We start from the raw sequence: 22,259 nt of genomic DNA on the forward strand, positions 1-22,259 counted from the left end.
CAAATGAGGAAGAATAGGTGTTGAAGCATGAATAAGAGAATAGGTTTTATTGGCTGTGGAAATATGGGAAAAGCGATGGTTGGTTCTTTGATTAACAGTAATCAAAAACTCGCTGATCAATTGTTGGTATCTGTGCGCTCAGAAGAATCAAAAGTTGCTATTTCGGAAAAGTGGCCGATTCATACAACTCTGGATAATAAAGAAGTTGTCCTAAATTCAGATATAATCTTTTTAGCAGTTAATCCAAACCAATATGAAGAAGTTATTAAAGAAATAAGAGAATATGTTACTGATAAGAAGATTCTTATTTCGATTGCTGCCGGAGTTAAAATAAAGCAAATGGATGAATGGATTGGAGCAGAATCAAAATTTATATTGTCTATGCCTAATACTCCTGTCCTGGTGAATGCAGGGATGACAGCTATTTGTCCAAATGACCATGTCACAGGAGAAGAGTTAGAGGAAATCTGCCAGTTATTTAGTGTGTTTGGAGAATATGAAATTCTTAAAGAAGATGATTTCGAAGCGTTTATTGCTTTATGCGGTTCTTCTCCAGCCTATATTTTCGTATTAATTGAAGCAATGGCAGATGCAGCTGTGAAATTAGGGATAGATCGAAAAAAGGCCTATCGAATGGCTGAACAAACCATTATGGGATCGGCAAAACTCGCTTTGGAAACAGGGATTCATCCAGCAGAACTGAAGGATCAAGTTTGCTCCCCAGGTGGTGCAACGATTGCTGCCATCACAGAACTGGAGGCACAAGGATTCAGAAGTTCTGTCATTAAAGCGATGGAGGTTTGTGCTGAACAATCAAAGAAAATGAATGATGAAGTTTACTAGAAACGAAAATAATGCAGCATCCATTTTACCTTTTAGGGATATGGATGCTGTTTTTTATGCAGTGATTATTCATGGTGTAGTTAAACCATTCTTTGTCCCGCTTTTTATGAATTACACTTTTATCAATCTTAATTAAATTGAAAAAGATTTACACTCACACGTATATTAACAACTATTTCCATGTTAAAATGTTTCTATCTGTTAAGGTCGGGAGAGTGAGTTATATGGATGGAACTTTATTATCTAACAGTATCTATTCGTTGAAAGGAGCCGATTTACGAATCATTTATAGTTTATTAACGAATTTAAATCTAAAAGAACTAATCCCATTTAATTTTAACAAAATCATTTCTAGGAAACATAACACTGATTATGTAAACTGCCTTCTTGAAAAAACCGATGAATATATTCATCTCTCAGATGAGGCATTGCAGGTCAGTTTGTTTCAGGAAATGAATAAAACACTTGAACTAGAAGGTGTTTATTATAGTGAAGCTTTCCATGTGGATAATCAATGTGAAGAAATTGTTGAAAAAGTATATCAAATATATATAAATCAGGAAAAATCATTCCTTCAAAACACGGAACAAATTGAGTTTACAAGGATCCATCACATTATTCACTATCAGCTCAGACAGCTATTTTATGAGGTGGAATATCGCTTTCAAAATCTTTCAGTTGAGGATCAGCAGGATTTTTTAAACACTATATATGAATTTATAATTCAGCTCTCAGAGGATGAAAAATGGATCCTTCTTCAACAATTGCCTGCAAATTATTTGTCAATTGAGGTTTTTAAAGAAATAGAATTATCCACTTTACTTATTCAGGTATCAAATATCAGTCTTCCTTCATTTTTTGATATGTTTACAAAGCTTTTAATGAACTACAATGAAAAGCTTCCAATGAATATCCCATTAATCAATCAAGAAAATATTTCCCCTACGACAAAATTATTAACTTCTCCATATTTTATTACACCCTATGTCCTTGGAGGCAGAGTCCTTCAAATAAACTATCAGCATCATGCCATAAAAAAAAGGCTAATGCCTTTTATCCTAATGCAGATAACTTTAGCGTATTTATGCGATGAAAATTCTGTATCCAGTCCAGTGTTATTCCTGAATGAATGGAAAAGAAGGGTAGAGGAATACCGTCAATTGGAGTATCATTCTGATTTATTAGAAATGAAACATATCGAAATGAGTTCATCTGTCCATAAATCCCGGCAGCGGATAAACGAATTTGCAAATCAAAAAAAACATATTCAGGAACGATTGAATATCGAAATGTACAAGCTTAAATCAACACTCCTTTTTATGGATATAAATGAGTTGAAGATAAATCAAAGTTTTGAAAAACATCGTACTGAGTACATTCACATCCAAAAAAAATTAAACCAATTAGCTGCATCCAAAAGCAATGAAATATTGGAAACCAGTTTAATCAAACAATTTACTAATAAATTGCTGAATATGTCAGTGACACTTGATCAGCTTGGTAAAGAGAAAAAAGTGGATGAGCTTCTTGAGAGCTTAGTCCGAGATATTTTAGATTCGGATAGTGACTTTAAACGGGCTGATCGAATTGGGATTAAACAAATACAGAAGGAATTAACGGATATTGATTTCATGATTGAAACGGAGAATAAGATTAAAAGTAAATATGAAAAGGAGCTTATCAAACTGAATCAACAATTACAGGAATGCAGCGATAAGGTGAAACAAATTGAGAACGAAAATTACGGGATTAAAGAGGTAGCGCAAAGTATATGAAAAGTCCGTTTCAGCAAAAACGGACTTTTTTTACCCCTAGTTAATAAAGAGGTTCATGATAATTGGTCCTATAATGGAACCAAAAACAGCGCTTAATGTCATGGAGATAGAACTCATGGAAAAGGTTAATTCACCGAATTCAAATGCCTTTGAGGTACCAATTGCATGGGATGCGCTGCCCAAAGCAATCCCTTTACTAACGGGATTTGTTATGTGGAATAGATTTAAAATAAGCGGCCCTAAAATAGCTCCGGTTAGACCTGCTATCATGACAAAAATAGCTGTTAATGCTGGAACCCCGCCTAATTCCTCGGAGATCTGTACAGCAACCGGTGTAGTTAATGATTTTGGCAGTATGGAAACGGCAGTCTCTTCGGCTACACCAGCCAGCTTACTAAATAGAAGTCCGCTAACCATTCCTGCCAATACGCCAAGAAAGACACCTCCTAAAATGACGAATATATGATCTTTCAACATTCTCCATTGTTTATAAAGCGGAAAAGCAAGTGCAACTACTGCAGGACCAAGTAATTGATTAATCCACTCTCCGCCAATCATGTATGTATCATAAGAAATATTAAAAACTGAAAGGATGCAAACAATTAAAATGGTTGTTGTTAAGATCGGCAAAAGAAATGGATTGGAAAATCGGATATAGAGTTTATTCAATAAAAGAAATATGATGACAGTTATAATAATAATCGAAATGGCAATCAGTAATTTCCCCATTTATTTTGATCCTTTCGTTTGTTCACTGAATTTTCGAGAATCTGACTGGTTCCTCCGGATATCAGCAGGGTAAAGATTGTACTAATAAATACGACAAACATAATGATGAAACCTTTAGAGGAGAATAGCTCGGGATACTTTATAACACCGATACAGATTGGAACAAATAACAAAGGCAAGAAAGCAATTAAAAAACCAGCTCCACGATTAATATATTCAACTGGAATTACTTTGAATTTTAAGCAAACTAACAGTAATAATAACCCGATGATACTTGCAGGGATGGGAATGCTAAACAGCTCTTGTATGAATACGCCGATATAATAAAAAAGAAAAAGAACAACGATTTGCGAGCATATGACTAAATGTTTCATGAACGTATTGGCTACTATAGAGTGAAAGTAACCTTCACCTCCAAATTTAAATGATAATTTGATATTACGCTTCCCTTCTGACAAGTCAAACAATTTGCACTTTATGGAAATTGCACTTGTACTTTAGCTAGTACATCTTATTAGCTTTTTGAATCCTGTTAGATTAGGACAAATCAGAGGCTTTGTTGCTCGCTTTTCCAAAAACATTCTATATTGATTTCTCATTAGATTAAGCGGTGATAAGAGGATGATTATATGCATATGAAGAGAGAAGTAATAAGACCCTTTATAAGCTAGAAAAACGTAAGTCATTATCTGTTCAGCTTTGTACCGTTTAAAGTTTTGATTATGAAAACGGAAACAGAAAAATTAGTGAGGATTCTTGTTTGGTTTATTTTACCTCCTAAAAAATTAAAAAAAGGTCTTTTAATCTGATCATGCGCATGCTAGTATACTAGTGTAAATGAACGAAACATAGTTTGAACCAAGAAGAAGTTTCAAACATTTATTTTACTCTTGTTTGTGAAATAATGAGCAATAGTAATTATAATTTATTTTTACACGAAATATTAATGATCAGTTTTAGAACAATTTTACCTCCTGCATTTTATTTTACTTTTCTTTGTGAAATAATGAGCAAAATGAAATGTAAATAAAATTTAGGAGTAAGTATATACTACCAGTTAAGAAGCCTTTACTGTTTACAAAAGATTGATGGAAGTATGGAGTGTAAGTGTTTGAACCTGCTTGGCGGTATTTTCGTCATTTATAACTATTATAGTATTTGGAGGTAATTAAATGAGTGCAGAAGCTTTGAAAAAACAAGGCTCACCAAAAGAAAACCCTACTCCTAATGTTCGTCCTTTCGGCATGAGGGACAAAATTGGATATCTATTAGGTGACTTTGGAAACGATTTCTTTTTCTTATTGGTAAGTGCTTACTTAATGGTATTCTATACCGATATTTTTGGCATCAATGCAGCGACAGTTGGTGCGCTCTTCATGGCTGCTCGTTTATGGGACGCAGTAGCAGACGTAACTTGGGGACGTTTTATTGACACTAGAAAACCAACTAAAAATGGTAAATTTAGACCATGGGTACTAAGAATGTCATTCCCATTAGTTTTCTCAGGGGTTTTAATGTTCGTTACGATTCCTGGTATGGGTGATGGTTTCTACTTGGCATGGGCGTTCGTAACATATATCGTTTGGGGTACTTTGTACAGTACAGTTAATATTCCTTACGGATCTATGGCTTCTGTTATGACAGATAATCCAGTTGAACGTACTTCTTTATCTACTTACAGAACAGCAGGTATGATGCTTGCGAGCTTGATCATCAATGCAGTCGGACCAATGATTGTCTTTGTTGATAACAAAATCGATGCAAATCGTATGTTTATGGCTGCTTGTATCTTTGGTGTGTTGGCAATTTCTTGTTACATCGGTTGCTACAAATTAACAACTGAACGTATCGTTCCTGAAACAAATGATGCAGAAAAAATGGATCTTCGTAAAACGCTTAAAGCGATCGGTCAAAACAAACCACTTATTTGGATTTTAACTGCATCTTTATTATTCATGACAAACAGCATGCTTATGGGAGCAGTAAACGTATACCTATTTAAAGATTATTTCACTAGCACTGCAGCGTTAAGTCTTGTTGGTGTTATGACTACAGTTACAGCATTTATAGCAATGCCGTTGGTTAAACCATTAGTTGCTCGTTTCGGTAAAAAAGAAATTGCTTCTATTGGTATGGGATTTGCGGCTATCATTTACTTCGTACTATTCATGCTGAAAGATATTGATGCAATGACATTTGTATGGATTGCAGCACTTGGTATGTTTGGTACAGCATTCTTAAACGTTGTTATTTGGGCGTTTGTAACGGATGTTATTGATTATCATGAGTTCTTAACTGGTTTACGTGAAGATGCAACGATTTATTCAGTTTACTCCTTCGCTCGTAAAGTAGGTCAAGCCGTTGCTGGTGGTCTTGGCGGTTTCTTGATCGCTGCAGTTGGTTACAATGCAGCACTTGAAACACAAACAGAAGGTACGTTAAATGGAATTCATGCACTTGGTACATTAGCACCAGCGTTGTTCTATGCAGTTATTTTCTTAATCCTAATGTTCTTGTACCCATTAAACAAGAAACGTACAGAGCAACTTGCAATTGATATTGCTGAAAGACGTAAAAAATAATTAGTAAAGAGATAGCTCTTAAATGGGCTATCTTTTTTTGTTATTGGGGAATTTGTAAAAAGAAGAAAAGGATGTAAAAGGAAGAGTATTTAATGAATTACGTACATACTTTGAATCTGGTAGAGCATGATAAGTAATGGGCATTTAATGTATGAGTTATGTTCAAATTTAGAAAAATAAATTATTGATATAACTCGTCAAGTATGCTAGTATACAAGCATGCAATAACACGTATACATAGTGTTTATGAAAATTTCAATGCAAATATATGGAGGTATGACGAAATGACTACTTTACCTTTTAAAGTTGATTTAACAGATAAAGTTGCGGTTGTTACAGGCGGCGCTGGAATCCTTTGCGGAGCATTTGTTGATGCTTTGGCTGCATGTGGAGCGAAAGTTGCCATTCTTGACCGCGCTTTAGAAAATGCTGAAAAGAAAGCTGAAGAAGTTCGCCAAAAAGGCGGAATTGCGATTGGTGTTGAAGCAAACGTATTAGACAAAGAAAGCCTAAAAGCTGCACACGCAGTTGTAAAAGAAAAATTAGGACTTTGCGATATCTTAATCAACGGTGCTGGTGGTAACCATCCACTTGGAACTACTACTAAAGAATATTTATTCCCAGAAGATTTGAATGGTCAATTGAAAGATACAATCACTTTCTTCGATTTAGATCCAGAAGGAGTTCAATTCGTATTCAACTTGAATTTCTTAGGTACTTTATTACCTTCTCAAGAATTTGCAAGTGATATGGTAAATCGTAAAGGTGCAACAATCATCAATGTATCTTCTATGAATGCATACACACCATTAACAAAAATTCCTGCTTACAGCGGTGCGAAAGCTGCAGTAAGTAACTTTACACAATGGTTAGCGGTTCACATGTCTAAAGTTGGAATCCGTGTTAATGCAATTGCTCCAGGATTCTTCGTTACAGCACAAAATGAAAAATTGTTGAAAAACGAAGATGGCTCTTACACTGAGCGTTCTGAGAAAATCCTTCGCAATACGCCGATGGATCGTTTTGGTGAAGCGGAAGAGCTTGTTGGAACAATGTTATACCTTGCAAGCCATGAAGCATCCAGCTTTGTTAATGGCGTAATCATCCCAGTTGATGGTGCGTTCTCTGCATATTCTGGTGTTTAATTAGGGCTAAAAAATTGAAAACAAATAGCGATTAATCTATCGCTATTTGTTTTGTTGATATCGACTCGAAAACTGGAGTGTGAATGTTATGTTACCAAAATTTGAAGTATTAAATGAAATGCGCAAAGGCTATGTTGTAGCAGTTGTTCGCGGTAAGACAAAAGAAGAAGCTGTTGAAATTGCTAAACAAGCATATGCAGGCGGTATTCGTTCTTTAGAAATTACATTTACAACACCTGATGCAGGTGACGTTATTGCTGAACTTGCAAGCATGAATGATGACAACATGATCATTGGTGCTGGAACAGTATTAGATGAAGCTACAGCTCGTCTTGCTATTATGAAGGGTGCACGCTATATCGTGAGTCCACACTTTGATAAAAACATTTCATTAATGTGTAATCGTTATTGTGTTCCTTACTTACCAGGTTGCGGATCCGTAACTGAAGTAATGGAGGCTGTTACATACGGTTCTGATGTTATCAAAATGTTTCCTGGAAGCCTTCTTGGCAAATCCTTCATTAAGGATGTACACGGACCACTTCCACATGTTCAAATGATGCCTTCAGGCGGTGTTAGCAAGGATAACTTGGCTGACTGGATCGAAGTTGGTGCATTTGCAGTAGGTATCGGAAGTGCCTTAACGAAGAATGTGAAAGATGGAGATTACAGCTCTGTCCAAGCAGTTGCAAGAGAGTTTATGGACCATTTAGCAACACTTCAAAATAAATAATCAAGACCTGCTACATAAAGGAGGGTAAAGCGGATGAGTTCATTTATACATGAAAACTTTATATTGCAAAATGAAACAGCTGTGAAGTTGTATCATGAATACGCTAAGAATATGCCTATTTATGATTACCACTGCCATTTATCCCCAAAGGATATTGCAGAGAATCGTAAATTTAAAAATATAACTGAACTATGGCTCGAAGGTGACCATTATAAATGGAGAGCAATGAGAGCACATGGGATTCCTGAAAAGTATGTTACTGGTGATGCCGATCCGAAGGAGAAGTTTGAGGCTTGGGCTAAAACTGTTCCATATACAGTTGGAAACGCTTTGTATCACTGGACTCATATTGAGTTAAAAAACTACTTCGGTATTGAAGAATTATTAAACGAACAAACATGGGAAAGCATTTGGAACCGTTGTAATGAATTGTTGCAGCAAGATGATTTTTCTGTTCGCGAACTCATCAAACGCTCAAATGTAAAAGTAATTGGCACGACAGATGATCCGACGGATGATCTTATGTATCATGCGCAAATCGCTGAATTGCCTGATTTCCCAGTGAAGGTTCTTCCTTCATTCCGACCTGACAAAGGATTGGAAATCAATAAAGCTACATTCGTTCCATTCGTGGAGACTCTTGAAAAGGTTGCTGACAAATCATTAGCAACTTATGCGGATTATATTGCGGCTCTATTAGATCGAGTTCAATATTTCCACGAAAAAGGCTGCAGAATTTCTGACCATGGTCTATCTGAGGTTCCATTTGCTGAATTCGATGAAAGCGAATTAGATGGAATTTATCAATCTGGACGCAGTGGTAAAGCTGTAAGCCTAGAGGATGAAAATAAATTCAAGACAGCCATCTTGATTGCTCTTGCAAAGGCCTACACAGAAAGAGGCTGGGCAATGCAGCTTCACTTTGGTGCAATCCGCAATAACAACACAAAAATGTTCAAAAGATTAGGACCTGATGCAGGCTTTGACTCCATCAGTGATCAAGGCGAAGTAGCCGCACCATTAAATGCGCTGCTAGACGCGTTAGAAATCAGGGATTCCCTGCCTAGAACAATTGTGTATAATTTGAATCCTGTTTATAACGAACTGATTGGAACAACGATTCAAAACTTCCAAACAAACGAGGAAGGTATCGCAGGTAAAATCCAATTTGGTTCTGGCTGGTGGTTCAATGACACTAAACCAGGCATGATTCGCCAAATGACAGCTCTAGCTGATCAAGGATTATTAAGTCACTTTGTAGGGATGCTGACAGATTCACGCAGCTTTATCTCCTATAGCAGACATGAATACTTCCGCCGCATTCTATGTAACTTAATTGGTACTTGGGTAGAATCTGGCGAGATTCCAAATGATCCGGCATTGCTGCAAAACTTAATTGAAAACATCTGCTTTAATAACGCTAAGAACTATTTTAATATAGATCTTCAATAATTTTTAGGAGGAAACTTACTATGGAAATGTCATTCCGTTGGTATGGAAAAACTGATAGTATTCCTTTGGAGTACATCCGTCAAATTCCAGGTATGAAAGGAATTGTAACAGCTATTTATGATATCCCGGTTGGTGAAGCTTGGCCGATGGATAAAATCGAAGAATTGAAAAAGACTGTAGAAGATGCTGGTATGCACATCTCTGTTATCGAGAGCGTACCGGTTCATGAAGATATCAAAATTGGTTTGCCAACTCGTGACAAATATATCGAGAACTACAAAACGACTTTACGTAACCTTGGTAAAGCTGGTATCCCAGTTGTGTGCTACAACTTCATGCCAATCTTTGACTGGACACGTACAGATTTAGAATACCGTCTTCCAGATGGTTCTACAGCTCTTATCTTCGAAGAAGAAGTAGCTAAGAAAATGGATCCACTAACAGGTGAACTTTCTTTACCAGGTTGGGATTCCAGCTATAAAAAAGAAGACCTGCAACAATTATTTGATCACTACAAAAATGTTGATCATGAAAAACTTTGGGAAAACCTTGAGTATTTCATTAAAGAAATTATTCCAGTTGCAGAAGAAGCTGGCGTAAAAATGGCAATCCACCCAGATGATCCGCCATTTGATATCTTTGGATTACCACGTATCATCACAAACAAAGAAAACCTAGAAAGATTCGTTAACCTATATGACAGCCCATATAACGGTTTAACAATGTGCAGCGGTTCACTTGGTTCTCACCCAAATAACGATTTCCCAGAAATGCTTCGTTACTTTGGTAAGAAAGACCGCGTAAACTTTGTACATGCCCGCAACGTTAAATTAACAGGCGGAATGTCATTCGAAGAAAGTGCTCACCCATCTGAGTATGGTTCTGTTGATATGTATGAAGTGATTAAAGCAATGAAAGACTTCAACTATGAAGGACCAATCCGTCCTGACCACGGTCGTATGATCTGGGGCGAAACTGGTAAGCCTGGTTACGGTTTATATGATCGTGCATTAGGTGCTACTTACCTAATTGGATTATGGGAAGCAGTAAATAAAAATAATCGCTAATGATTAAAATAAGTCGATGCGAATCTTCCAAGTAAGAATTCGTATCGGCTTATTCATATAGAAGGAGAGTATAGAAATGAAGGACAACATCAAAGAATTTGTTAAAACAAAAGACTTTTTAGTATGCGTTGATTCCGATGGTTGCGCAATGGATACGATGGGTGTAAAACACGAAGAAGCATTTGGACCGCGTGCAGTAGATGTATGGGAGCTTCATCACATTAAAGATCGTTTCCTAAAAGTATGGAATGATATCAACCTTTACACAAGAACAAGAGGAATCAACCGCTTTAAAGGGGTTGTCGCTACTTTCGAAGCTTTAGAAAAAGAAGGCATTGAAATGCCTGATATCACTTCTTTCAAAAAATGGGCTGAAACAACGAATGAACTTTCCAATCCATCACTTGAAAGAGCGATTGCTGAAACAAATGACGAGCAATTAAAGAAAGCTTTAGAGTGGAGCCATGCGGTTAATCGTACGATTGAGGAAGAACTGGCTGGAAATGATAAACCTGTTGAAGGTGCTAAAGAAGGCTTAGCAGCTGCTAATAATGTAGCAGATGTAGCGATTGTATCATCAGCAAATGGTGCAGCTGTACTTGATGAATGGACAAGACATGAACTAAACGTACATGTTGATGTCATGCTTGGACAAGAAGCTGGTACTAAAGCTTACTGCATAGAGCAATTGAAAAAATTCGCTTATGAAAACACTCGTGTATTGATGATCGGTGATGCTCCTGGAGATTTATCTGCTGCTGAGGTAAATGACGTTCTTTATTACCCAATTCTTGTTGGTAAAGAGAAATTCTCTTGGGATCGTTTTCAAAACGAAGCTTTGGCTAAATTCTTAGACGGCAGCTTTGCAGGAAAATACCAAGAACAATTGATTAAGGAATTCAACGATAACTTAAAATAAGGTTTGGAGGAAGTCCAGATGATTCAAAAAATTGCTAAAAACATCCCAATGCCAAAGGTTGATCTAAAAGCAAAGCCATATAATCTATCTGATGAAGATATTAAATGGGTTAAAGATACAATCGCTGGAATGACTACAGAAGAGAAGATCGGTCAGTTATTTATTAACCTATTCTTCTTTGGTGATGATAAATTCAGCGGTAATACATTCACAAACAAAGAACTGCTTGAAAAATACCATATCGGCGGGGCTCGTTATATGGGGGCTACATCCGATAAAGTACAAGCACTTATCAACGAACTTCAAAAGGATTCCAAAATTCCATTACTAGTAGCAGCGAACTGTGATGCAGGCGGTAATGGTGCGGTAAACGATGGTACATATGTGGCCTCAGCTGCTATGTGTGAAGCTTCTGGTGATGAACAATTATCCTTTGATGCCGGTTATGTAAGTGGTCGTGAAGCGCATGCGGTTGGTGTTAACTGGAACTTCGACCCATGTGTGGATATCCTAAAAAACTGGAGAAATACAATCGTAAATACTCGTGCTTACGGTACAACTGCTGAACCGGTTATTAAGCATACAAATTCATACATTAAAGGATTAACAGAAAGCAATGTTGGTGTTTGTATTAAGCACTGGCCTGGTGATGGAACAGAAGAACGCGACCAGCATTTAGTTATGGGTGTAAATGAATTATCTGTAGACGAATGGGAAAAATCCTTCGGTGAAGTATACCGCAACCATATTGAGAACGGAGTACACTCTATTATGGCCGGTCATATTGCTTTGCCAGAATATCAAAAAGCATTGGTACCTGAATTAGAAGACCATGATATCCTGCCAGCTACATTAGCGCCAGAACTGATTAATGGTCTCCTAAAAGGTAAATTAGGCTTCAACGGTCTAGTTTTGACTGATGCATCTCATATGCTTGGTATGACAGCAGCGATGAGACGTGAAGAATATGTACCGCAATCTATTGCGGCGGGCTGTGATATGTTCTTATTCTTCAACGATATTGATGAAGATTACAACTTCATGTTAAATGGATACAAAAACGGAATCATTACAGAAGAACGTCTTCAAGATGCATTAGAAAGAATCCTGGGCTTTAAAGCGACACTAGGCTTGCACAAAGCGCAAAAAGACGGTTCCATCTTCCGCAATGAAGAGGATTTAAAAGTAATTGGCTGTGAAGATCATATTGAGCGTGCTAAACAAGCTGCAGATAAAGGAATTACGCTTGTTAAAAACACATTGGATCAACTGCCTATTCGCCCAGAAACACATAAACGTATTCGCCTGTATTTCTTAGAAGGTGAAAAAGGCGGCATTTATGAAGGCGATGATAAAACTCTTAACTATATTGTGAAAGAGCTTGAAAGCAGAGGCTTTGAAGTAACTGTTAACGAAGGTAATACTCGCGTTAAGGGCCCTACATTAAAATACCGTGAAGAAGTAGATGCAGCTCTTGTATTTGCCAATGTCATCGGTTATGGTGCAGAAAACAACTATCGCATCAGATGGAAAACGGCTATGGCAAACGAGATCCCTTGGTATGTACATGAAGTTCCAACCGTATTCGTATCATTGAACTTTACAACACACTTAACTGATGTGCCAATGGTAAAATGCTATATTAATGCATACAAAGATACTGAAATCACAATTAAAGCGGTTATTGACAAGATCATGGGTGAATCAGAATTCCATGGTACACCAAATGAAAACGTTTGGTGTAATAAGTGGGATACAAGACTATAATATACGGTCATTGATATATTGAAATTATATTCAGTCCACGAAAAACATGCGGATCTACATGCTTTAAGCATGCGGGTCCGCTTTTTTAATGGTTCATTCTAACTTTAAGATAATAAACTTCAATGAATTAACACTAAAAGTATAATAACTCCGGTAACATTTAAAATTACTTTTTATGAGAGAAAATAACATATGTTTTTATTAATAAGAACTAAACAAACTATGTTCCAAATCTTCATAGTTTTTTTCTAAAAACCCAGCCACCAAGAAAAAATCACAAAACCCACCAAGAAAGAAAAAATTTGATAATATAAGATTAAAAGTGATGTCTAATGTAAGAGGTGAGGGGAATGAACAGAGGATTCTTATTAAAACAAAAAGCATTTTTAAAGCTTTATCTACTGGAGATTGCTTCTCATCCAAGGGACTATGGTTCCATGGTGTTAAATGATTTAAGAGAAAAATTTAAACCATTTGGCTATTCGCCAACCCATACGGAAATTTATAAAACCTATAAAGAATTGTATAAAGCCGGATTCGTAAAAAAAAGAACCGAAATACTCGGCGATCCGCAAGAAAATGTTCAAGAAGTTTTTATTTATTATTTAACGGATAAAGGGAAAGAAGAATTAGAAATTTACCGAAAGTTAATGAAAAAAGAGCTGGAACGTTCAATCGGCATACTGCAGGTTGCTTTAGAGGATCATTTTGGTCCAGTTAAGAAAATATAAGGGTCAGGATTCTAAATAAATAGCAAAATAAAATTAGGTTTCAACAGGCAGACTGATTTGCATAGCAAGTCGGTCTGTTTTGCATGTATAGAATGAATTACACCTTAAGTTTACGTATTTATGATTTAAAGGGATGCAAATGAAAATTTGAAAAAAGATCCCTCCTATTAAAAAAACATAAATAAATCGACTCGAATTAAAATACATATATAGTAATGGGATAAAGATGTTCAATTTAGTTAGCTCCCAAGAATTCGTTTGTTTATAAGTATAAAAAGCACTAATAAACGAAATATTAAGTTGTGATTATTAAAATGGTTTAAGGACAATTTATTCTCACTTGGCAATTGCTTTATTTACTGAGGGGGTGCTAAAGATGATCATTCAGGATCACGATTTTACGATGGGCAAGTTAACTTCTTTATTGGTACTCTTACATAACAATGAAGCGGGAGAATTGATAAAGAAGCAGTTAAATATGGAGAATTGCCGGTATACCGTAGGAAGTATAGGATCTATCGACTTAAATAAAGTCATCTCTGTCATTGAAGCAAGTGCAGAAACAAAGGGAATTATTAATTCGGATTCATACAATGAACGAAATACGTTATATCATACCATTTTAGAGGCAGTACAAGGAGTCGGCAGAGGGACCATTCAAGTAGGTGACTTACTTAAAAAAGTTGATTTAACCTATGGCATAGTAAGAGGTAAAAATAAAAAAATAAGCACGGGCAATGAATGGATTGGTGTTTGCATTTATGGACGGTCTGATTCAGAGGAAAAAGGGATTGAACAGGAAACATTAGGCCTTGGTTTTAATCATTTATAGTCAGCGCTATCTGTCACCCTATTCAGAAGACTTCACCAGGAATAATTTTTCCTAGTGAAGTCTTCTTTTTATATTTTTTATGAATAACATGTTTGATCAAGGCAGGACCATGTGTATGGATGGTTAAAAAAACAGAAACACAATCATTTTATCGGTAATTTAAAGGGAATATCTAACTGTTGTTGAAAAAGTATTATATGCAGTGATTTTAAGTAGCTAATGAATAAAGATTCTAATTGAAAAAATTACACATTAAGTTAAATGGATGGAGGGGATTTTTACTTATCTAATTTGAAATAGAGTGTATCTTGTTTAGGGAATTGAATCTGGGCTTTTTATGTAATTGATCATAAATTAAGGTGTACTTTCACCATCCTATACACCATCCAAACTAGACCGCCAATATAAAGATTTTAGTAAAACTCTACATAATCTTTTCTCAAAAATCAAATAGACAACAGGATTCTATTTATTCCAAAACAGAAATTTGTAGTTGTAAAATCAAAAAATGATAAAAAATTGGAGGTGGAGAACAAATGAGAAAAGAAAGTGTCAAAGAATTAGCGGAGCAATCCGTTTTGCCGATTATTGTTTCACCAATGTTTATTATTTCTACTCCTGAAATGGTACTTGCAAGCTGTAATGCCGGGGTTATTGGTACTTTTCCAACTTTAAATGCACGAACTGAGGAACAATTGGAGGTATGGTTTCAAGAAATAAAGGATGGACATGTAAGATTACAGAAAAAACATAGAAACAAAAAAATAGCACCCTGGGGAGTAAACTTAATTGTTCATTCTACTAATCATCGTTATGAAAGTGATTTAGCGTTAATAAAGAAATACCAACCACCTATCGTAATTACGTCACTTGGAAAACCGGTAAATGAAGTTAAGATCGTCCATGAATATGGCGGGCTGGTTTTTTCTGATGTTATAAGCATTAAGCATGCAAAAAAAGCAGCTGAGGCCGGAGTAGATGGATTAATTCTTGTTTGCAATGGCGCGGGTGGTCATGGAGGGACGTTGAATCCGTTTGCCTTTATAGCTGAAGTTAAACAATTTTGGAATGGAATTATTATTTTGGCAGGTTGTATATCAAACGGACAAGAAATTCTTGCAGCAAAAGTGCTTGGTGCTGATTTTGTTTATATGGGCACTCGGTTTATCGCTTCTTTGGAAGCGGTTACTAAAGAAGGGTATAAAGAAATGTTAATTGAATCGAATGCCAGCGATATTATTTATACGAATACCTTTAGTGGTGTGAATGCAAATTACCTCACACCAAGTATCAAAAAAGCTGGCTTGGATCCAGCTAACCTACCGGGGAAAAGCGAAATGAATGTGGTTCGTCAACAAAATGAAGCAAAAGCCTGGAAGGATATTTGGTCTGCAGGCCAAGGAGTAGGGTCGATTAAAGATATTCAACCAATAGAGTCTATTATTAAAACTTTGCAGCAGGAATATGAGAAAGCATTAGACATATTACCTTCAACAGCAGCTACTAAGTTATGAATCTAAAAAAAAAGTTATTTGATTTTCAAGGTGAATTTTAAAGGAGGAACCTCTAATGAGAGAAGCGGTTATTGTGGAAGCAGTCAGGACTCCAGTCGGGAAAAGAAAGGGAGTATTTAGTTCAGTTCGTCCGGATGATTTACTTGCAGGAGTTTTACGTAAACTTACCGAGAAAGCTGGTATTTCAAGTGGTCTGGTTGAAGATGTTATTATTGGTTGTGTTTCTCAGGTTGAAGAACAAGCCATAAACATTGCAAGATCAGCTGTACTGATGGCCGATTTCCCAATCCATGTACCTGCCACAACGATTGATCGTCAATGCGGCTCAAGTCAACAGGCGGTTCATTTTGCTGCACAGGCTATTTTAAGCGGTGATATGGATATTGTAATTGCAGGTGGAGTTGAAAGTATGACTCGAGTGCCAATGGGGTCAAATAGGTTACATGCAAAACCAAGTGAAGAACTGTCTTCGCGTTATGAATTAATTAACCAGGGGTTATCTGCAGAGAGAATTGCTGAAAAATGGGGATTTAGCCGAAATCAGCTAGATGAATTTTCAATTAGAAGTCATCAAAAGGCTATCCGGGCACAGGAGGAAGGACGTTTTGAACGAGAAATCATGCCAATAGAAGTAGTTAATGATGACGGGACTAAAACTATAGTCACTCAGGATGAGGGACCGCGTCGTGAATCCTCAATGGAGAAACTGGCCAAACTACCAACCGTCTTCAAAGAAAACGGAGTCATTCATGCGGGTAACGCGAGTCAAATGAGTGATGGTGCTGCAGCGCTTCTTATTATGTCAAAAGAGAAAGCGACCCAATTGGGATTAAAGCCCCGCTTTAAAATTATCTCCAGAACAGTAATAGGCTCTGACCCAACCTTAATGCTTACAGGTCCGATTGAGGCTACTAAAATGGTATTAAAAAAGAGCGGTTTAACCATTAATGATATGGATTTATATGAGGTAAATGAAGCATTCGCACCTGTTCCTTTATGCTGGATGGAGGAGTTTGGAGCTGACCCAGAAAAATTAAATGTTAATGGAGGAGCTATTGCACTTGGTCATCCATTAGGAGCTAGTGGCGCTCGCGTCATGATTACATTAATGCATGAATTAGAACGGATAGAGGGTAGGTATGGTTTACAGGCCATTTGTGAGGGAGCAGGAATGGCGAATGCTACTATTATTGAAAGAATAATAGAATAAAACATTGATTATTTGGAACAAAAGAAGGCATAAATCAGATTTATGCCTTCTACTCAATTCACTAATTTTTATTTTTAATGTTTTATCTGTATTAATCTAAGATTGTTAACCACATGGTTCGGATGTTTCATTCCCACCATTACTGAGCTAATGTTTTGCTCTCCCAAAATGGAGAGTAAATAATCGTCTGGAGTACATTCTCTATCAATTAATTTACCTAAGTTAAATGGAGCGCTGGTCACTGTAGTTAACCCAAATTCCTTCGCGGCATCTAAAACAGTATGAAATTTTTGATTTACTTGTTGATTTCGTCTTGTTTTGGCATAGTGAGTGATTTTGTTATAGGGGAATTGTAGAAATTTGAAATGATGATTTACTCCAACAACTTTTACTAAAGTTTGCATAACTTTCTCCAATGATACATACCCTTTCTCTTTAGGATTACATAATAATCCAACCCAGGATGCAAACCCGTAATAACGAATATTTCCCCTGGATACTTGTTCCTCATAAAATAAAAAAAGTGATTCAAGCTGATGATAAAAAGCTTCTTCTCCTAAAACCACCATTGAGAGTTCGGGATTATGTATATAATGGATGTCAATGGTATTTATTCTGAGATGCTTCTTACTTTGTTCGATTGCGAACTGATAATAGGAAGGAGCCAAAACGTGTCGCTGATTTCCTACGATATGTAAATCGGCTTCTTCAACTATTGCTGCATCTAGGAGTATTTTCTGTAAATAATCTTTAGGTACAAGCCCTGCATCATTATCTCCTGGGATAATTCCGGCTTTTGTAGAAATCACTATTTCCTCGCGATTTATTGTTCCATTATCAATTAAACGAGATAAAACTAAGCCGATGTCACGTTCTGATCTCATTCCTCGATAGTTAATTGCTGTATCTACAAAATTGATACCATTTTTCAATCCATATTCAATCGAAGTTCGATAAAGTCTAGAGTCTGTTTCATCCATACTGCCTAAATGTGTGCCAATGGCGATTGGAGAGACTGAAAAACAAGAAAGTTCTCTTTTTATAACTCCATGCCTATCTAAATATGCAGAAGTAGCTTTTGAAGTTGCAGAACCATTATTCATTAGAATCTCATCTTTATTCAACTTCCCAACCCCATCCTCAGAATATCTTTCTGCGTACTTATTTCTTTATCTTTGAGTAAGAATCCTTCCTAACATTTCAATTTAACCGATAATCCAGCTGAATTCTTATATAATTCAGCCGATTCACTCAATAATTCACCGATACTCCCCAACCTTGTAATAAATAATAGAAGACCCCCAAACCGAATGATTTGAGGATCTTCTCTAATTATCAATTAATCTATCATTTTACTTCCAGTGACTAATGGTAGGTCAGGCTTGGAGGCCCATTCATTCATGGAGCCATCATACACCGCGACATTTTGCACACCTAATTTTTCTAGTATTAAAGCATTCCAGGTAGCAGCGATTCCGCCACCGCAATAGGTGATTACTTTTTTATTGGAATCAAATACACCGATATCCGCAAAGTTATCCTTCAATTCTTCATCAGAAAGAACATTTTTTGTTGTTGAATCAGTATGGCATCCGAAGAATACATTGGCACTGCCGGGTATATGGCCTTTTCTCAGATAACTGTTAGTTTCACCGCGAAAATCCTCTGGAGAGAGACTGTTGATTAGAATAACCGAATCATCATCTATAGATTTTAAAACCTCATCCATTGTAACTAATAAATGATCTCTTCTATAGCTTGTAAACGAAGCTTTTGGATAGGATGTCTGATCAGTAGTAACAGGACGACCTTCTTCAATCCATTTTGGCAAACCTCCATCCAAAATAGCAATATTGTCTAAGCCCTCATATTTAAGCTGCCATCTTAAACGAGATGCCCAATATGGAGCAAAAAATGGAGCCCCAACAACCGCTCCTCGGTCATAGATTACAGTGTAAGTATCCTGATCGCCGATTCCTAATTCTGAAACCTTTTCTATGAAATAATCTCTATCAGGAACAGTGAATGGTAAATCAGAAGCGGAATCAGATAGTTCATTTATTAAATCTGCATACACCGCCCCAGGTATATGTTCATGTTCATATGATTCCTTACCTGATGAGAGTGTGATACTGCCATTTTCTAAGGGTTTCATAAGAGTAGTTACGTCTATTAATCTTAATTTAGGGTCATCAAGTCGGCTTGATAACCATTCTGTAGAAACAATAATAGGAATTGTTTGCATGTATATTTCCTCCTATATAAGTTATTCTGTTAAATATATAATAATTTCTATGTAAATACTATGAATTAGCTTTTTATCTAACATCAGTGACAATTTAATTTAGATCCCAATAACTATCAGGAAAGTCTATAATTATTTGACACTGTTTATGAAAAATTGATATTTGATGCCTTTCTAAAACATTGATACGTAACATACTTATCTCAACGGGAGATTGTCTCATAAGCTGTCAAACAGGGAGTCTTTCCTTCATTTATCTTTCGTAAAAGTATCATTAAAGAAATACATATAAAATGCATTACGTTACAAATACTAGTCCGATAAATAGAATTCTGTACCTGAAAGTTTTTAGGTTTGATTAAGTAGTTTGATAATAAGCGATTCTAGGGTTCATTCGTTGTTTGGATAATCTTATATTGCGATGGTATGTATACTTCGAGAGAAAATATCCATCCACCGCAAGTGATTTACTTATAGTATCGGTGGACAGATAGTTGACTTTTTACCGTCATATTAAGAGATTCGTGGTATTTACATATGTCTAGATAATTAATAATTAGCAACTATAAGCTAATATACTAGATGTAGGGAAAGAGGCAAAAGTAAAAGTAGGAAAAATGATTCCTGTAGTATTACCAAACGGACTTGCTGATAGGACCCACATTAATACATAACGACCATTATTTAAAAGCATAATTGTCCAGCGTCTATCACAGCCCACCCCAAAAGTTGTTCCAGTTCCTGAACCAACCCATGTACCTGATGTTAGAACCTCTTGGCCTTTTGACGGGTTTTGTAGAAGATATTGATACATATTAATCGTATTCTGTGAAGGTGGGGGTGTGCCCCCAGTTGGTGAACCACCTGTGCCGGGCATTCCAGTATTGGTATTCGGCCATCCTGTTGATGTTCCAGGCCATCCTGGAATAGGAAACGGAAGATTGGGAAGCCCGGGGATTTGTCGATCATAATATTCCATTAATATACACTCCTAATTCAATTTTTTATAGGCTAACGACAGTATATTATTTGGTTTGATTAAGGGTGTGGGCAATAATTCTTTAACATTAAATATACAATCATGGAATAGATTGTTTTGTTATAGTTGAATGTTTGCTTTTGATTGGATCGAGAATAAATGGAGTAATCGGTTAGTGTGTTAAACTAGAAGATATCAGTAGGTTTGTTATTATTCTTAAAAGAGCTTTTGTTAAAGATAAATGTTGTTTTTACATTGAGTAGAGTGATTCTTCCATAAATTAATAAATTGGATGACTGATAATGGTATGAAATATACTTGGCCAGTATGAGTCGATTAGGATATATATTTTGTTTATACTGAGGAATGGATGGAGGAAAAAGAATGAAAAAATTATTATCAATGCTTATTTTACCAATGACTATTTTTCTGACGAGTTGTTCGACAATAGAGGAAGTGTCAAATTCTTTAAATTATGTTACGGAGGCTACGGATTACATCGATGAAGTAAATCAATTTGCAAATGAATTACCAACTGTAGCAGAAGCAGCAATAAACGATTTAAATTCAAAAATTCAATTAGAAGAGTTATTAACAGAAATGCAAAATGAATTAGAAGAATTCAATATACTTGAAGCACCGGCTATGTTAGAGGATATCCATAATCAAGTGGTAGAGCATAATATGGAACTAGCAAGTGGTATTGAGTTGTATTTAGAAAATATAGAGGCAGGCACATTAAGTTCAGAATTACTTTCGGAAATTGGTTTATTGGAGGAAATCGCTGTTTATAATGATCTGTTAAGCCAAATTAAGAAATTAAGCGAATAAAATAATATTCTACTGAGGCGCTACAGGATTTAAAATCCTGTAGCCAGTTTTTTATTGTACTACTATCAGTCCGTTGATCCAGGAAGGATTTATGTTTTTTTGTTAAACCTCTTATGGAGATAAAGGGGCACGTTAATGAAAAAGGGTATAGATGATGGATTATCGAATATTTATATTAAATACTAATCTTTCTTAGGGGTGCTATGTTTGAGCAAACAAGATAAAATAGGGGAAATATCGATTATTTTAAAGAGGAAAATAGTAACGGCCGTTGTTAGTAGTTTAATATTTTCCCTTATCTTTTCAATACCAGCGGGTTTTGAAGGGGATTTATTTTATAATTTATATTATATGAATTTTATGATTGTTATTACCTACGGGGTTATGACATCCATATTTAGTGACTGGTTTAGCAGGAAGCTTTCAAAAAAAGGGGTAATTCGTGAAATTGCTTCCTTTTTATTTCATGTTGTTTTCGGATCAATGTTACAAGTTTTTGGTCTTATTTCTGCCATCTCATTCTTTATTGTTGACCGTTTATTAATAAGGGTGAAGATCGGGTGGATGTCAGTTTTTATTGCATTATTAATTGTAGTACTAGCTTTTCTATTTCTGATTAATCGGTAGCTAAAATAAGCGAAGCAAACTTAATGGTTATAGATTCTAATTATTTACTAGTAGCGTAGCTTTGATAAAATTAAAGGAACTGCGATCTGTACTGAAACCCCAGTTAGAGTCCAATCTAACTTCTTGGGTTCACATCAGATCGCAGTTTCTTTTGTTATGGTCTATTGGTTAGCTTAGTGATCATTATTTAAAATGATTAATAAGATTTTTCAAGATTGATTTATCGAAGGCAAATACTTCGGGATTTTTATGATAAAATATTTTAATATAATAACAAT

At 36.0% G+C, this 22,259-nt stretch carries 20 protein-coding genes; 15 read left to right on the forward strand and 5 right to left on the reverse strand.

Annotation, left to right across the window (positions count from 1 at the left end; translation table 11 throughout):
- Window positions 1–27: 27 nt before the first annotated feature.
- The gene (gene proC, locus AC4BHP_RS05550; protein ID WP_139891893.1) at window positions 28–843 is read left to right on the forward strand and encodes a pyrroline-5-carboxylate reductase; all 816 of its coding nucleotides are present in this window, start codon (window positions 28–30) and stop codon (window positions 841–843) included.
- Between the two features lie 224 nt (window positions 844–1,067).
- Entirely contained in the window at window positions 1,068–2,618 is a 1,551-nt protein-coding gene (locus tag AC4BHP_RS05555; RefSeq protein ID WP_148629746.1) for a hypothetical protein, read from the forward strand.
- 36 nt (window positions 2,619–2,654) lie between these two features.
- Here AC4BHP_RS05555 and AC4BHP_RS05560 read toward each other — a convergent pair whose 3' ends face one another.
- Together AC4BHP_RS05560 and AC4BHP_RS05565 are read right to left on the reverse strand one after the other, a co-directional pair.
- A complete protein-coding gene (locus AC4BHP_RS05560) occupies window positions 2,655–3,347 on the reverse strand; it encodes an LrgB family protein (RefSeq protein WP_066103657.1) in 693 nt (230 codons plus the stop codon).
- A complete protein-coding gene (locus tag AC4BHP_RS05565) occupies window positions 3,332–3,721 on the reverse strand; it encodes a CidA/LrgA family protein (protein WP_066103659.1) in 390 nt (129 codons plus the stop codon). The genes AC4BHP_RS05560 and AC4BHP_RS05565 overlap by 16 nt, the downstream gene beginning before the upstream one ends.
- Window positions 3,722–4,519: 798 nt before the next feature.
- On the opposite strand from AC4BHP_RS05565, the gene AC4BHP_RS05570 reads away from it, so the two are divergent.
- The 11 genes from AC4BHP_RS05570 (at window position 4,520) to AC4BHP_RS05620 (ending at window position 17,299) form a co-directional block, all read left to right on the forward strand.
- Window positions 4,520–5,929: an MFS transporter gene (locus tag AC4BHP_RS05570; RefSeq protein WP_066103662.1), complete on the forward strand. Its 1,410-nt coding sequence runs from the start codon at window positions 4,520–4,522 to the stop codon at window positions 5,927–5,929.
- A 284-nt stretch (window positions 5,930–6,213) separates the two neighbouring features.
- A complete protein-coding gene (locus AC4BHP_RS05575; protein WP_066103664.1) occupies window positions 6,214–7,074 on the forward strand; it encodes an SDR family oxidoreductase in 861 nt (286 codons plus the stop codon).
- Between the two features lie 88 nt (window positions 7,075–7,162).
- Window positions 7,163–7,807, forward strand: a complete 645-nt coding sequence (locus AC4BHP_RS05580; RefSeq protein WP_066103666.1) for a bifunctional 2-keto-4-hydroxyglutarate aldolase/2-keto-3-deoxy-6-phosphogluconate aldolase — start codon at window positions 7,163–7,165, stop codon at window positions 7,805–7,807.
- A 33-nt stretch (window positions 7,808–7,840) separates the two neighbouring features.
- Window positions 7,841–9,259 (forward strand): glucuronate isomerase, encoded by a 1,419-nt coding sequence (gene uxaC / locus AC4BHP_RS05585; RefSeq protein ID WP_490551563.1) that lies wholly within the window; start codon window positions 7,841–7,843, stop codon window positions 9,257–9,259.
- Window positions 9,260–9,279: 20 nt separating this feature from the next.
- Window positions 9,280–10,326, forward strand: coding sequence for a mannonate dehydratase (gene uxuA / locus AC4BHP_RS05590; protein ID WP_066103670.1), 1,047 nt, complete (start codon window positions 9,280–9,282; stop codon window positions 10,324–10,326).
- Between the two features lie 76 nt (window positions 10,327–10,402).
- Window positions 10,403–11,245, forward strand: a complete 843-nt coding sequence (locus AC4BHP_RS05595) for an HAD family hydrolase (RefSeq protein WP_490551565.1) — start codon at window positions 10,403–10,405, stop codon at window positions 11,243–11,245.
- 18 nt (window positions 11,246–11,263) lie between these two features.
- Window positions 11,264–13,012: a glycoside hydrolase family 3 protein gene (locus AC4BHP_RS05600; protein WP_490551566.1), complete on the forward strand. Its 1,749-nt coding sequence runs from the start codon at window positions 11,264–11,266 to the stop codon at window positions 13,010–13,012.
- Between the two features lie 350 nt (window positions 13,013–13,362).
- Window positions 13,363–13,743 carry a helix-turn-helix domain-containing protein gene (locus AC4BHP_RS05605; protein WP_066103674.1) on the forward strand — a complete coding sequence of 127 codons (381 nt, stop codon included), beginning with the start codon at window positions 13,363–13,365 and terminating at the stop codon, window positions 13,741–13,743.
- 376 nt (window positions 13,744–14,119) lie between these two features.
- The gene (locus AC4BHP_RS05610) at window positions 14,120–14,575 is read left to right on the forward strand and encodes a HutP family protein (protein ID WP_140461492.1); all 456 of its coding nucleotides are present in this window, start codon (window positions 14,120–14,122) and stop codon (window positions 14,573–14,575) included.
- 536 nt (window positions 14,576–15,111) lie between these two features.
- Window positions 15,112–16,089: an NAD(P)H-dependent flavin oxidoreductase gene (locus AC4BHP_RS05615; protein WP_490551567.1), complete on the forward strand. Its 978-nt coding sequence runs from the start codon at window positions 15,112–15,114 to the stop codon at window positions 16,087–16,089.
- A 55-nt stretch (window positions 16,090–16,144) separates the two neighbouring features.
- Window positions 16,145–17,299 carry a thiolase family protein gene (locus AC4BHP_RS05620; RefSeq protein ID WP_066103680.1) on the forward strand — a complete coding sequence of 385 codons (1,155 nt, stop codon included), beginning with the start codon at window positions 16,145–16,147 and terminating at the stop codon, window positions 17,297–17,299.
- A 74-nt stretch (window positions 17,300–17,373) separates the two neighbouring features.
- Here AC4BHP_RS05620 and AC4BHP_RS05625 read toward each other — a convergent pair whose 3' ends face one another.
- From AC4BHP_RS05625 to AC4BHP_RS05635, 3 genes are all read right to left on the reverse strand, one after another.
- Window positions 17,374–18,423, reverse strand: a complete 1,050-nt coding sequence (locus tag AC4BHP_RS05625) for an aldo/keto reductase (protein WP_066103682.1) — start codon at window positions 18,421–18,423, stop codon at window positions 17,374–17,376.
- Between the two features lie 215 nt (window positions 18,424–18,638).
- Window positions 18,639–19,544, reverse strand: a complete 906-nt coding sequence (locus tag AC4BHP_RS05630; RefSeq protein WP_066103684.1) for a sulfurtransferase — start codon at window positions 19,542–19,544, stop codon at window positions 18,639–18,641.
- A gap of 556 nt (window positions 19,545–20,100) precedes the next feature.
- The gene (locus tag AC4BHP_RS05635; RefSeq protein ID WP_066103686.1) at window positions 20,101–20,523 is read right to left on the reverse strand and encodes a hypothetical protein; all 423 of its coding nucleotides are present in this window, start codon (window positions 20,521–20,523) and stop codon (window positions 20,101–20,103) included.
- 384 nt (window positions 20,524–20,907) lie between these two features.
- On the opposite strand from AC4BHP_RS05635, the gene AC4BHP_RS05640 reads away from it, so the two are divergent.
- Together AC4BHP_RS05640 and AC4BHP_RS05645 are read left to right on the forward strand one after the other, a co-directional pair.
- Window positions 20,908–21,354: a DUF6376 family protein gene (locus tag AC4BHP_RS05640; RefSeq protein ID WP_066103687.1), complete on the forward strand. Its 447-nt coding sequence runs from the start codon at window positions 20,908–20,910 to the stop codon at window positions 21,352–21,354.
- Window positions 21,355–21,561: 207 nt separating this feature from the next.
- Window positions 21,562–21,981, forward strand: a complete 420-nt coding sequence (locus tag AC4BHP_RS05645) for a hypothetical protein (RefSeq protein ID WP_066103690.1) — start codon at window positions 21,562–21,564, stop codon at window positions 21,979–21,981.
- Window positions 21,982–22,259: the final 278 nt, after the last annotated feature.

This window comes from Pradoshia sp. Z4_20 (genome assembly GCF_058216035.1).